Source organism: Pseudarthrobacter kochi (assembly GCF_055412805.1).
Genome location: NZ_JBVAYV010000029.1, coordinates 39,898 through 52,146, shown reverse-complemented (window position 1 = coordinate 52,146; position 12,249 = coordinate 39,898). Strand labels below are relative to the sequence as shown.

The window sequence follows — 12,249 nt, the reverse complement described above, 5'->3', positions numbered from 1 at the left end:
GGACGTGGAGCCAGCCGAGGACTCGGACGGCACGGACGGGAGGTGGCGGATCGCCCGCAAGGCCGCCCCGGACCGGCTGATCTCCACCGTTGACCCGGACACCCGGCACGCTCATAAGACCCAGTCCCGGCAGCAGGACGGATTCAAGGCACATATTGTCATCGAGCCCGACACCGGGCTGATCACCGCCGCGGAGCTGACCACGGCCTCCGGACCGGAGAACAGCGACGGGACCGTCGGTGCCCGGCTGATCGGCCTGGACCCCACGATCGCCGACACCAGCGTGGACGTCCTGGCCGACTCGGCCTACGGTTCCGGGGAAATGCTCGCCGCCCTCGCCCGCACCGCTCACACCCCAGTGATCAAACCCTGGCCGCTGCGCCCAGCCGTCGAAGGCGGATTCACCCTCGATGACTTCACCGTCGATGAGGCCGCCGGCACTGTGACTTGCCCGAACGGCATCACTAAGACCATCACCCCCAAACGCAATGTCACGTTCGGCGCAGCATGCACCGGCTGCCCCCTCCGGGACCGGTGCACCGCCTCAGCGCGGGGACGCAAGCTCGATCTCCACGAACACGACGCGCTACTGCGCGAACACCGCCACCGCGCCACGGACCCGGCCTTCCAAATCGACTACCGCACCCACCGGCCGATGGTTGAGCGGTCCATCGCCTGGCTCACCCGCGGCAACCGACGCGTTCCCCACCGCGGCATCAACCGAAACGATGCATGGCTGCAGATACGGGTCGCAGGACTAAACCTGCGACGAATGCTCGCCCTCGGACTGACCGTGAAGCAGGGAACATGGGCGCTGGGATAATCCACCGCTGAAACCCGGCGCATCCATAAAGCCACTGGATGACACCCCAAATCCGAGGCAGAATAAACGCAAGCGGGCGGAACGACCCCGTTGTCGCACCCAAGGTGCTGACCAGAACACGCCGCTAGACGGCCATTGGTGGCGCTCCGCCCGCCCCACAACCGCGTTGTTCAGCAGCCTCCTAGGTCGCCGCGAGCAGCGTACCCCACCCGGGGATCGGGCGTGAAACGCCCGCCAAGTGAAGCAGATGCCACAGGGTGGCGATGGCGCTGTCCACTACGGGGATGCCGAACTCCTGCTCAAACCCCTCCACCAGATAGCCCGAGCGCAGGTTTGTACCCACGCACACCACCGCATCAAGGCCGGGCACGAATGCCGGGCACATCATGGCATCGATGGCGGCGGTGTCTAAACGGGCGATCTCGGGGTTGCTCAAGGCCGCCAGTGGAACAGAAACGGACTGCACTTCGAGGCCGTGCCTGGAGAACTCCCTCTGGATCCCCGCAGCGATAAATCCGGGGCCGGGAAAAACGAGGCCGATCCGCGTTGCCGACAACGCGCCGAGGGCCTCGACGACGGCCACGGAAGCGGTGGTCGCGGGTGCGCCGCACATCGCCGCGAGCTCGGCACAGAGGGTCCGGTCGCTGGTGATCCCTGTCCACGAACCGGACGTGCCGTGGAACGCGATAGCGTGCGGATCGGCGTCGTTCAGCAATGCCGGGGCTTCGCCGAGAACACCCAGGTCCACCGGGTCATCAAGGCTCGGCGGAAGGCGGAACCGGCTGTAGTGGACACCCAGATCCGGCTGCCCCGCGAGGATCGACGCCGTCAGCGTCTCCGCATTCGAATTGCTCGACGGGACAAAGATCCCCAGCCGCGTCCCCGGCCCGGGAACGCCCACCCTTAGTGCGCCTTGCCGAGGGACGGCGGCGTGGAAATTGCCAACATGACGGCGGCCGAATTCGTCTGGTTGCTCCACCAGTGCGGCAAGGAAGCGTCGTAGGTCAGGCTGTCGCCGACTTCCAGCACAAAGTCCTGGCCGCCAACCGTCGCCACCAGCGTGCCAGCCTGAAGGATGACACATTCCTCGCCCTCATGGGAGTGCGGAACGTGGGCGCCGTCGAAGTTGGCGGGAATGGTCATGCTGATGACCCCCAGCTTGCGCTCCGAGTCGGGGACGATCAGCTCCATGATGATGCCCTGCGAGGGGATTTCGATGCGACGCCGGTCAGCCCGGCGGACCAGCATGTGGCCCTGGCCCTCATTCGGATCCGTGAACATGCTGGACAACGGCAGTTCGAGGGAGTTGGCCAAGCGCAGAAGCGTGGCAAACGACGGGTTGCCGATTCCGCGCTCGATCTGGCTGATGAGACCCGCGCTGACGCCCGCACGTTCGGCGAGCTCCTCCACAGTGAACCGGCCGAGACGCTGCTGCTTGATCATCGTGCCAAGATGGGCGATCCAGAAATCGCGTTCCAGGGACCCGGTTGCTTCGCTGCCGGCTGTGTCCGTGGCTTCCACAACGACTCCTTCATTAGTCCTAGGTTTTGCGTCAGTATATCGAAGATGATTTCGTGTTGGAGATCTTTTGGCCACCCTGGATTCGACCGGCGTTCCGTCCCTGCCAGCGGCGCTCATGGGGCCCTCAGATCGGCGTAGCCAGCCAACATGGAGGCCAGCTCTTTTTCCCAGTACACCGCGCAGCGGTCTGCCCCGCGGTCGAAAACGCCGGCCGCGGCGGCCATCCCGGGCGCCGGAAGTCCGATGCTGCAGCCGGCCTCCGCGAGCACATCCACAACCCGCTGGACTGACTCCTGCAAGGCTTCCGGCCGCCCATCCCCGTGCCGGAGGAGGTCGGCAGCGAGATCGGTGGGACCCACCCAGCCCCCGCCGAACGCGTGGCTGCCAACGAATTCCTTAACGCGTTCCACGGCTTTCGCCGTCTCGAACAACACGGAGATCACGGGGGCAAAGGAGTAGTCCCTGCCGAAGGAAGAGGCCGGCGTCACCTGCCTGGGCCGCGATCCTTCGGGGGCGTAGCGTGTGGCCGCGTAGGCGCGTTCCAGCTCGTCCACGGTCCGCACCTGCGGCAGCACGATCTCGGCCACGCCGGTGTTGGCGAAGGCCAGGAGCGTGTTCCTGTCCAAGTCGGGGACACGGACGGCCACCGTCACCCCGGAGCCGGCCAGCCGCTGCACCACGTCTCCGCATTGCTGGACGGTGATCCCGGTCTGCTCCGCGTCGAGGACCAGGAAGTCCACGGTGGCGTGAGCGAGCAGGGCCATCAACGTGGGGGTGGGATCGGCAGTGATGATGCCGACGCTGCGTTCACGGGCAGCGGCTGGTTCCTGGGTCATGGGGTCCTCCTGGAGGTGGTGGCGCGGAATGAAACAGCACAAAGGGCGGCCGGCGCTGCGGTTACTCGTCCGGGACGAACTGCCAGTCCGCGGGCTTGCTGACGCCGACAATGAGTTCCACGACGTCTTCACCGTCATTGGTGAGTCCATGGGTGGTTCCGCGGGGGATGTAGATGCCGTCGCCGGGTTTTGCCCGGTACCTGGTGTCGCCGAGGTGGACGATGGGAGCCCCGCTCAGGACCACGTAGAACTCCGATGCGTCGGGGTGGTGATGGCACAGGTGGTGCTGTCCGGGCAGGATCCTCCCCCAGCTGACGCACAGGTCATCTGAGCCGCTGAGGTCCTGGGAGATGAGCGTGCTCACCAGACCCTGGTCCCGCTGCCCCTTGAGACCCACCTTGTCCAGGGCCTTGAAGCCCTGACCGTGGACATTGTGCACCAGACGGGCGATATCCACCGTGGCCGTTCCGCCGTCGCCGGGGCTCATGCCGCACCTTCGAAGGCGGCCGCTGCCACGATGACGTCCGGCTGTACCGTGCCTGCTGGTATGGGCGGGTGCTCAATCCACCACCGCGCGATCTCCTCGCGGGTGGCGAACCACACCCCCTGCTTGGAAAGGGCGTATTCGAGGAACCGGCGCACCCCGTGAGCAACGCTGGGTCGGCCGCCGATCCTCAGGTGCAGTCCAACGGACATCATCTTCGGCACGGTTTCGCCTTCGATGAGGAGGCAGTCGAGGGAGTCCTTTAATACGTTGAAGAAATCCTCTCCCGTGCCCAGGCTGCCGTTGCCCCAGAAGCGGGCATCGTTGGTGTCGCCCGAATACGGAACCACCAGATGGCGGTGGGGTCCAGCTTCCACATAATAGGGAAGGTCGTCGGCGTAGGAATTTGAGTCGTATAGTACGCCTTCCTCGGCCAGGATGCTCCGGGTGTTTTCGGTGATGCCTTCACGGACGTACCAGCCCACCGGACGCACTCCGGAAACAGCCTCGAGGGCTGCCAGAGACTTTCGGATCTCTTGCCTTTCCTCCCCTGGTTCCATCCCTACGGTTCCACGCCACTTGTAGCCGTGGGCGCAGATCTCGTGGCCGTCGCGCACGATGGCCAGGGCGGCTTCCGGGTTCCGTTCAAGGGCGGCACCGCAGGCCATGACAGTTGCCTGGACGTTGTACTCTCGCAGCATCCCGAGATAGCGCCAGATGCCCACGCGGCTTCCGTACTCGAAGAATGACTCCTTCATCAAGCTGCGTCGCGAGGGGTCGGCGGACCAGCCGCCGAAGATCGAGACGTCCTCGTCCCGCTCGTCGCCGGCTTCAATGGAGCTCTCTGCGCCTTCCTCGTAATTCAGCACCACGGAGACGGCGACCTTCGCGCCGTGCGGCCACGTGACAACCGGAGGGTTTTCCCCATATCCAATCAGATCCCGCACTGGCTTCTCCCTATGTTTTCATTATATTGATGCAGATTCACTTTACAGCATCTGCCCTTCGTAGACTTTTCGGTGGGCGGCCAGTGACGTTTTGAGCATGCTGTCGACGTCGTCGATGACGTTTCCGTGGGCGGGCCCGATCATCAGGGCGGGATAGGACTCCAAAGTGTCTTCGATGGCCTGGAAGGCCGTGCCGACGTCCACAAATTTGGTCCAGTAGAGGGCCCGGCCTGTGCCGTAGGCCGCCTGTTCCACTGACGGTGGCGCCGGCATCTCGGTGGAAAGCAGGCGGCACTGCCCCGGAAGGTGCACCGGTTCATCGTCCTCCTCCGGGCCAGGGACGTCGTGGATGTATGAGAAGCCGTCGGAGACGAACATGATCCGTGCACCCGAGTCGTAGCCCCAGAGTGTGTTCTCCAGGTCCCGGATGTACGCCGGAAAGAAGCGGAACTCCCGGTCGCCGAGGTCCAATGACTCGCCCGCGGTCTTGGCCTGCAGCCGGTCCTTGTACTCCGGGAAGTGGAGGGCGTAGTCACGGACGTCGCCGACGACGACGGCCGAGGGGTAAGTGGCCAGCAGGGCCGGGAGGTTGCCCGCATGCGGTATTTCCGGATGGGTCGGGAAGACGTAGTCGAGCGTCCGCCCGCCCAGCGCATGCTCCAGTTGGGCGAGGACCTTGTCCCGGTGGGCAGGGTCCCCCGTGTCCACCAGGATCGACGCTTCGGAGCCGAGCACCAGATAGGACGAGACGTGATAGTGGACTTCCTGGCCTTCGGCGTTGGCCGACAGGCAGCCGCCCAGCCAGTGGACGCCGTCGGCGAGGACGCGGGCCGTGGTGGGCTCAATGCCCTGGTTGTCGGGACTCACTGGTTGCCCACCGTCCTGATGGCCGCGGCCAAAGCCGTGGCTTCCGCAGCCGATTCCACCAAGCCAATAAAGGGTTCGCCGTATCCCGGGCCGATGGCACTAACCCTGCGGTCGCGGATGACGTCTTCTACGTCCTGCGCAATGCCACGCGTGTCGGCCTCGGCAAACCACTGAAACTTGTGCAAACCTGCCGCCGCCTTCGATCTGCCGTACGAGCCGTGCGTGAAAGCATCCGAGGTCAGGAGCGCCCCGGAGACGGGATCGAAGATCCACAGGGTCGGAAGGAGACGCATCAGCGGTGACACGAACTCAAGCGTCAGCCCGTCCATGACCTCCAGCTCACACGACGTCCCCGGGTTGACCATGATGCGCCGCGGCGTCGCGGATGTCCTTGGAACCGTGATTCCGCCCGTGTACCAGACGGATTCGACGTCGAACCGCGCCTCGATGGCGGGAAGGTTCAGGCAGCATTCCATCTCGGTCCGCGTCAGCACGACGGCTAGCCGTTCCCCCGGTTCGAGCAGCGATTCGAGCTGGTGGATGATCTCCGCTTCGTGGAGTCGGATGCCTGTGTCCACGAGCACTGAGCCGGCGCTTCCCTTGATGAGGTAGCAGTTGACGGGCTGAGTGGTGCGGATGCCGGGCGGGCACCAGCTGACCTGCCCGTCCAGGGCGATGTCCGCCCCCAAGCGATGGATGCGGTCTCCGATGAGGCTGTGTGCGCCTTCGACGGCGGGCGCTGCCTGGGCTGTGTGCGGATTCAACGACTTTTCCTCTCTCTTCTCCGAACCGGTCCGCTTAGGAAGCGCTCGTCGAGTCCCAGACGGCGATGGCCTCGTCCACCGTGCAAACGTCGTGGCGGGCCCTCATGACCGTCAGTGCGGCGTCGTGGACCACCGTGTCGTAGGCGCCCACGGCGTCCTCGAGCAGCACGGCGTAGAAGTCGTTGTGGACGGCGTCCCGTAGTGTGGCCTCGACGCATCCTCCGGTGGAGACGCCCACCAGAGCCACGGATTCGATGCCCTGGCTACGCAGCAGGAGCGCCAGGTCCGTGCCCACGAACGCGCTGGGCCGGCGCTTGGTGATGATGACCTCGCCGTCCTCGGGTAGGCACTCGGCACAGAACTCCGTGGCCGGATCGCCCTTGAGACTGAGCTTGCCCAGATCAATGGGCCGCCCGTTGGCGGCCGTGTACAGAGCCCGCAGCCAAGCGGCAGGTGAGCTGCCGCCGTCGGGCAGGTTTTCGACCCGGATGTGGAAGACGGGAACGCCGTTCTTCCGGGCCGATTCGATGGCCCTTCCGCAGCGCTTGGCGATGTCGGGCATCATGCTTAGGTCGTGGCCAGAGTCACCGATGGCGCCGCCGGCGTACACGGCACCTTCCTGCATGTCGATCACCACAAGGGCGGTGGTGGCAGGGTCAAGCAGTTCCTGCAGGGTGTCGCGGACCTGCTTTCCGCAGATTTCAATCATTGGGAGTCTTCCTTCGGTGAGGTGGTGCCGGCCGGGTTTATAGGCGGCCGGCCGGCACCACCTGGGACGGCTGGCGGCCTAGCGGCCGAGGGCGTTGAAGTAGATCTGGCCGTTTGTCAATGGCACGGCCCCGGACAGTCCGGTCTTGGCGACCAGCACGCCCCTGGTTTCGACGAGCGACAGGATGGGTGCGCCGTCGTCCACAAGTGAGGCCATCTTCTTGAGCAGGGTGCTGCGCTTGTCTGCGTCCGTGTCAGGCGTGGCGGCCAGTTCGCTGCGTGCCTTGTCGAACTCAGGGTTGGACCAGCCGGTGCTGTTGCTCGGGGCGCCGGTTCCGTAGAAGGCGTAGCTGTAGAAAGCGGGGTCCGCGATCACGATCGGTTCGGAGTAGAGCACCGCCTGGTAGCGGCCTTCGATCAGCGCCGTGGAGAAGTCGGTGGAGCTCGCCACGTTCTGCAGTTGGACGTCGATCCCGACGTCCTTGAGCATGGACTGGATCAGGACTGCCGATTTGGCGGCTACCGGGCCCGGTCGGGTGGCGCTGTAGCTGAGCGTCATCGGGAACCCGTTGGCATAGCCGGCCTCGGCCAGGAGCTTTTTGGCTGCATCCTTGTTGAACTTGTAGATGGCGGAGTCCTCCACCATGGGGAAGATGGATCCGGCGGGTTCGCCGAAGCCGGCGTATGCGCCCTTTACCAGTGCGTCCCGGTCGATCGCCATGGAGACGGCGTGGCGGACCCTGGGGTCGGCCAGCGGGCCGGTCTTGGTGTTGATCATCATCGTGTCGCGGGTCTGGCTGGCGCAGTTGAGGACGGTCACGCCGGGTGACTTCTCCAGGGACTTGTACTGGTCGTACTCGAAGCCGTTGGCCACCTGGACCTCGCCGGATTCGACCAGTTGGCTGCGGGTGGCGGTGCTCTGGACGGCCTTGACGGCCACGCGCTTCACCGTCCCTCGGGTGCCCTCCCACGCCGGATCCGCTGTCACGGTCAGCGAGGCACCCGGCGTGAATTCCTCAAGCTTCCAGCCGCTGTAATCGGCCAGGTTCTTCGAAAGCCAGGCATTCGCCGTCGGGTCTTCCGCGGTGACGTGTTTCTTGGCCTCAGTGCTGTCGTGGACGTAGAACAGGTTGTTTTGCAGCGATTCTTCCGTGTACGAGGTCAGTGCCGTGGTGTTGAGCTGGACGGTCTTCTCGTCGATCACCTTCACCAAGTTGTCCACATTGAAACCGCTGCTCTTCAGTGTTCCCTTCATGACCGGCTGACGCTTCTGGCCGATTTCGAAGCTCCACCGGACGTCTTCGGCCGTAAGAGTGTTCCCGAACTGGCTGGTGAGCTTGCGGAGCGTGACCACAACGCCGGTGCCGTCTGGGCTGGGCTTGATGCTTTCCGCCAGGCGGCCGTTCAATTCCGTGGACGGCGCGGGGCACGACTTGTTGTCGCTGGCTCCCGTTTTGTACTCGAGGAGCTGCGAGCCAAATCCGCTCAGCACCACGTGCGAGGCACTGCCTCCCCAGGGCGACGGCGTGAGGCTGTCCGGCAGGGATCCGACCGCAACTACAACACTTTCGAGGGTCGGGTTGACTGCCGCCTGCGGCGAACCGCCGCAGGCGGCGAGGGATGTGGCAAGGGCGACAGTGGCGCCCACAGTGAGCAAACGCAGATGTTTCATAACAGTGACTCCGTTTATTGGGGGAAGCTACGGCTGAACAGTCTCGTAGCGGTAAGCCTGCTTGTGACCGGCCCGGATGATGGGCTCCACGTCGCGGATGTTGCTGATGAAGTTGCCGTGGGTGGGGGCCACGGATTTGACGCCGATCTCATCAATAAGATGAAGAACGCGGTCGTAGACTGCATCCGCGTCATTGGCGAAGCGGGCCCAGTACAGGGCGCTTCCGGTAAAGAAGGCAGCATTCTCGACGGCGATGGGCGCCTGCAGTTCGCCGGTGGTCAATCCGCATTCGCCCGGGAGGTGGACCGGGTCTTCGTCGTCGAGTTCGGGGCGGTGCATGTAGCAGAAGCCGTCGGCGGTGAAGAGTACGCCGGCGCCGGGTGCGAAACCCCACTGGGTGTTGGGCAGGTCCCGGATAAGGGCCTCCACCACCATGAACTCCTGCCCGCCCAGATCGATCCGGTCTCCGGGTACCTTTGCGTGGAGGTTGGGAACGATTTGCGGGTAGAAGAGGTGGTAGTCGCGGATGTCTCCCACCACCTGGATGTCCGGGTACTTCTCCACGAGCCGCGGCAGGTTTCCGGTGTGGGGAAGCTCGGGGTGGGTGGGAAAGACGTACGTCAGCTGGCGGCCGTCCAACAGCTCGTCGAGCGTGCTGGAAATGATGGGCCAACTGGAGGGGTTGCCCGTGTCCACCAGGATGGACGAGTGCTCGCCCTGGACCAGGTAGGTGGAGTTGTGGCCGTGGATCACACGGTCCGCCAGATGGAACGGGAGGCAAGAGCTCATCCAGGTGACGCCGCTCGCGACGCTGCGGGGGAGGTCGCTGCTCATCGTTTCTACAAGTTGTTCTTCCATGATGGTCTCCTAAACCAGCTGCGGGGTGAGCGCGTCGAGCATGAAATTGAGGTGGCGCCGCACCACGTCGCGCCCTTTCAGGACACAGCCGCGGGACGGGGCGATGACCTCGGGGTCCAGAGCGCCGAACTTGTCCTGGAGCCATTCCCGCAGGGGCTCGCAGGTGGAGCGCGGGATCCATTCGTACTTCGCGTAGAGGTGCCCGGCCACCTGTTCCACCGTGGTGGTGTCCTCCACCGTGGAGTCGATGATGCGCCGGCCGTCCGGCCGGTCCATGACGCCGTGGGTGAAAGTGTCCGAAGTGAAGAGCGTGCCGGTTTCGTTGTCCCAGCCCCAGAAGGTGGGCAGGAGGCGCAGCAGGGGCGATTCGACTTCCAGCACGCGGCCGGGAGCTATCTCTATCTCGGCTGCACGCGCCATGGAGTCGCCCTCCGCGGTGCGCTGGGCGTCGATCTGGTGGCGACGTCCCCTCAGGGCCAGGCGGCTCACGTCGTCGAAGGCATCGAAGGGGTTGATGACCCCGCCGGTGAAGAGCCGCTCGATGTCGAACCTGCCGGCGATGGGTTCAAGGTTGGAAACACAGTCCATCTCGCTCCGGGTGAAGAAGACGGACACTCCGCTCCCTTCACCGATGAGCCCTGCCAGGTCGTCCAGGATCTGCCCGCTGTGGACGGCCAATCCGGAATCGACCAGGAGCCTGGATGAGCCTTCGCTCAGGAGGTAAGCGTTGGACGGCTGGAATCCTGTTGCACCTTGCGGAACCCAGCTCACGCGGCCGTCAAGCGGAAAGCTTCCGCCGAGGACCGTCAACTTGTCTGAATGCAGTGAAGTGAACATATCTTCAATCTATTGAATATTGGGGGATTGTCAAGGACTTTCTTGCGGAGCGGGCTCTTAGTCCTTCTGCACGGCCGGTTCCGCCGCTGCGAGCAGCTTGGATGGGCTCTTCCCGCTACCGATGACGTTGTTGCGAGTGCGGGGGTCCAGGAGCGTGATGAGGGCGTCCAGCAGCACATAGCCCAGGAGGCTCGTGGCACCCATAATGAGGACGAACCCCTGGATGACGGGCACGTCGCCCTTGAGGACGCCGTCCAGGGACCAGCCGCCGACGCCGGGCCAGGAGAAGACGCTTTCGATGATCGCCGCGCCGCTGAGTGCTGCGGCAAACAGGAGGACCATGTACGTCATCAGGGCCCCGCGTACATCGCTCAGCGCGTAGCGGAACACTTGCAGCGGCCTCAGTCCGCAGGCCCTGGCGAATTCGATCTGCGGCGAATTCAGGACCTGGAGGAGCCCTGTCCGCACAGTCTTGCCGAACGGGGCCGCGAAGAACAGGCCCATGGTGATAATGGGCAGCACGGCCCTGCTGAGGATGGATTGCACAGTTGTCCATTGACCGGCAATCACTGCGTCCAGAGCAAGGGATCCGGTGACCTTGGGCGGCGGAATATCCGCGCTGGAAAGCATGCCCAGCGGGGCCGGGGCCAGATGGAGCTGCTGGTAGAAGATGAACAGAAGGAGGAGGGCAAGGACAAACTCCGGCATGGCCATAAGGACCGAGACGCCGGCGGTGAAGGCCTTGTCTGCCCCGCGTCCGTAGCGGTAGGCCGCGAGCGTCCCCACTCCCATGCCGATGAGCAGCGCCAAGACAAGGCCGGGAACCAGGTAGACCAGGGTGTTCGGCAGCCGGACCCAGATCTCCCCCGCGACTGGACTTCCCGTGAAGAACGAATTTCCCAGATCCCCTCTCAGGGTGCGGCCCATGTACTCCAGGTAGCGCTCCCAGAACGGCTTGTCCAGGCCCAGCTGGGCATTGATCCGGGCGATGTCCGCGGGGGTGGCATACTCGCCCAGCAACGCGATTGCAGGGTTGCCGGGAAGCAAGGAGACCAGGCCGAAGCTCAGGGTGATGAGGCCCAGGAGGAGCAGGAAGGCGATGACGAGCCGGGACAGGACGTAGCGGATCATGCCATGGCCGCCTTTTCTCCGGCGGTATAAGGAATGGGTGGCATGGCCGCGGACATCAGGACCTGCGTGTAGGGCTGCTGCGGACGTGAGAGAACATCGTCCGTGGTGCCCGTTTCAACAAATCGTCCCCTGTGCATCACGGCAACGTGGGAACAGAAGTGCCGCACCGTCTCGATGTCGTGCGAGACGAACACGTAGGTCAGCCCCCTGGCGAGCTGCAGCCTCGAGAGCATCCGCAGGATGGACGCCCTGATGGTCAGGTCCAGGGACGACGTCGGCTCATCCAGGACCACCAAGATGGGGTCCGTGACGAGGCACCTGGCAATGCCCACCCTTTGCTGCTGTCCCCCGCTGAGGTTGGCCGGGCGGCGGTTCAGGAAGTCCTGCGAGAGCCCCACTTCTTCCAGCGTGTCCATGACGCGATGCAGGCGTTCAGCCCTGGACCCGTAGCTCTTGGCGACAATCAGGGGTTCCTCGACGATCTGGCGGATGGTCAGGCGCGGATTCAGGGACGCGAACGGCTCCTGGAAGACAATCTGCCAGCGCCGCCGCCGCTTCCTCAGCTCCGCCTTGGACAACGCACGGATGTCTTCGCCTTCGAGGAGTATCATGCCGGAATCGGCCTCGCTGAGCCTGAGGATGAGGCGGCCAAGGGTTGATTTGCCGGAGCCGCTTTCGCCGATGATCCCCAAGGTCTCACCCGGTTCGACGGCAAGTGAAATACCGTCCACCGCCGTGACCGGCAGTCCTTGCGGCGTTCGAAACGTCTTCCGGACGTCCTTCAATTCAATGATGGGCATG

General features: G+C 64.5%; 14 protein-coding genes. 1 reads left to right on the top strand and 13 read right to left on the bottom strand.

Annotated features, from left to right (window positions below):
* On the top strand, positions 1 to 823 hold an 823-nt coding region (locus tag ACZY0Y_RS14195; RefSeq protein ID WP_463958633.1), incomplete at its 5' end, for a transposase.
* Positions 824 to 1,004: 181 nt separating this feature from the next.
* Here the strand turns inward: ACZY0Y_RS14195 and ACZY0Y_RS14190 are convergent.
* The 13 genes from ACZY0Y_RS14190 to ACZY0Y_RS14130 all read right to left on the bottom strand — a co-directional run bounded on the left by ACZY0Y_RS14190 (position 1,005) and on the right by ACZY0Y_RS14130 (position 12,248).
* Entirely contained in the window at positions 1,005 to 1,724 is a 720-nt protein-coding gene (locus ACZY0Y_RS14190; protein ID WP_463958631.1) for a maleate cis-trans isomerase family protein, read from the bottom strand.
* Positions 1,725 to 1,726: 2 nt separating this feature from the next.
* Entirely contained in the window at positions 1,727 to 2,344 is a 618-nt protein-coding gene (locus ACZY0Y_RS14185; protein WP_463958630.1) for a cupin domain-containing protein, read from the bottom strand.
* A 113-nt stretch (positions 2,345 to 2,457) separates the two neighbouring features.
* The gene (locus ACZY0Y_RS14180; protein ID WP_463958628.1) at positions 2,458 to 3,180 is read right to left on the bottom strand and encodes an aldolase/citrate lyase family protein; all 723 of its coding nucleotides are present in this window, start codon (positions 3,178 to 3,180) and stop codon (positions 2,458 to 2,460) included.
* Positions 3,181 to 3,241: 61 nt separating this feature from the next.
* Positions 3,242 to 3,667: a cupin domain-containing protein gene (locus tag ACZY0Y_RS14175; RefSeq protein ID WP_463958626.1), complete on the bottom strand. Its 426-nt coding sequence runs from the start codon at positions 3,665 to 3,667 to the stop codon at positions 3,242 to 3,244.
* Positions 3,664 to 4,611: a polysaccharide deacetylase family protein gene (locus ACZY0Y_RS14170; protein WP_463958624.1), complete on the bottom strand. Its 948-nt coding sequence runs from the start codon at positions 4,609 to 4,611 to the stop codon at positions 3,664 to 3,666. Before ACZY0Y_RS14170 ends, ACZY0Y_RS14175 begins: the two co-directional genes overlap by 4 nt.
* A 42-nt stretch (positions 4,612 to 4,653) precedes the next feature.
* Complete coding sequence (locus ACZY0Y_RS14165; protein WP_463958622.1) at positions 4,654 to 5,478, bottom strand: MBL fold metallo-hydrolase; 825 nt, start codon at positions 5,476 to 5,478, stop codon at positions 4,654 to 4,656.
* Positions 5,475 to 6,242 carry an MBL fold metallo-hydrolase gene (locus ACZY0Y_RS14160; protein WP_463958620.1) on the bottom strand — a complete coding sequence of 256 codons (768 nt, stop codon included), beginning with the start codon at positions 6,240 to 6,242 and terminating at the stop codon, positions 5,475 to 5,477. The genes ACZY0Y_RS14165 and ACZY0Y_RS14160 overlap by 4 nt, the downstream gene beginning before the upstream one ends.
* Positions 6,243 to 6,276: 34 nt before the next feature.
* On the bottom strand, positions 6,277 to 6,951 hold the full coding sequence (locus tag ACZY0Y_RS14155; protein ID WP_463958618.1) for a cysteine hydrolase family protein: 675 nt from the start codon (positions 6,949 to 6,951) through the stop codon (positions 6,277 to 6,279).
* Positions 6,952 to 7,029: 78 nt separating this feature from the next.
* Complete coding sequence (locus tag ACZY0Y_RS14150; RefSeq protein ID WP_463958616.1) at positions 7,030 to 8,622, bottom strand: ABC transporter substrate-binding protein; 1,593 nt, start codon at positions 8,620 to 8,622, stop codon at positions 7,030 to 7,032.
* A gap of 27 nt (positions 8,623 to 8,649) precedes the next feature.
* Complete coding sequence (locus ACZY0Y_RS14145) at positions 8,650 to 9,480, bottom strand: MBL fold metallo-hydrolase (RefSeq protein ID WP_463958614.1); 831 nt, start codon at positions 9,478 to 9,480, stop codon at positions 8,650 to 8,652.
* A 9-nt stretch (positions 9,481 to 9,489) separates the two neighbouring features.
* Positions 9,490 to 10,317 (bottom strand): MBL fold metallo-hydrolase, encoded by an 828-nt coding sequence (locus tag ACZY0Y_RS14140; RefSeq protein WP_463958612.1) that lies wholly within the window; start codon positions 10,315 to 10,317, stop codon positions 9,490 to 9,492.
* A 57-nt stretch (positions 10,318 to 10,374) separates the two neighbouring features.
* Positions 10,375 to 11,448, bottom strand: coding sequence for an ABC transporter permease (locus ACZY0Y_RS14135; RefSeq protein WP_463958610.1), 1,074 nt, complete (start codon positions 11,446 to 11,448; stop codon positions 10,375 to 10,377).
* Positions 11,445 to 12,248: an ATP-binding cassette domain-containing protein gene (locus ACZY0Y_RS14130; protein ID WP_463958608.1), complete on the bottom strand. Its 804-nt coding sequence runs from the start codon at positions 12,246 to 12,248 to the stop codon at positions 11,445 to 11,447. Before ACZY0Y_RS14130 ends, ACZY0Y_RS14135 begins: the two co-directional genes overlap by 4 nt.
* Between the last annotated feature and the right edge of the window lies 1 nt (position 12,249).

What these genes read in the sequence shown, in the direction of transcription:
- ACZY0Y_RS14180 (WP_463958628.1), bottom strand. Translation starts at nt 3,180, where the DNA reads ATGACCCAGGAACCAGCCGCTGCCCGTGAACGCAGCGTCGGCATCATC.
- ACZY0Y_RS14175 (WP_463958626.1), bottom strand. Translation starts at nt 3,667, where the DNA reads ATGAGCCCCGGCGACGGCGGAACGGCCACGGTGGATATCGCCCGTCTG.
- ACZY0Y_RS14140 (WP_463958612.1), bottom strand. Translation starts at nt 10,317, where the DNA reads ATGTTCACTTCACTGCATTCAGACAAGTTGACGGTCCTCGGCGGAAGC.
- ACZY0Y_RS14135 (WP_463958610.1), bottom strand. Translation starts at nt 11,448, where the DNA reads ATGATCCGCTACGTCCTGTCCCGGCTCGTCATCGCCTTCCTGCTCCTC.
- ACZY0Y_RS14155 (WP_463958618.1), bottom strand. Translation starts at nt 6,951, where the DNA reads ATGATTGAAATCTGCGGAAAGCAGGTCCGCGACACCCTGCAGGAACTG.
- ACZY0Y_RS14145 (WP_463958614.1), bottom strand. Translation starts at nt 9,480, where the DNA reads ATGGAAGAACAACTTGTAGAAACGATGAGCAGCGACCTCCCCCGCAGC.
- ACZY0Y_RS14150 (WP_463958616.1), bottom strand. Translation starts at nt 8,622, where the DNA reads ATGAAACATCTGCGTTTGCTCACTGTGGGCGCCACTGTCGCCCTTGCC.
- ACZY0Y_RS14130 (WP_463958608.1), bottom strand. Translation starts at nt 12,248, where the DNA reads ATGCCCATCATTGAATTGAAGGACGTCCGGAAGACGTTTCGAACGCCG.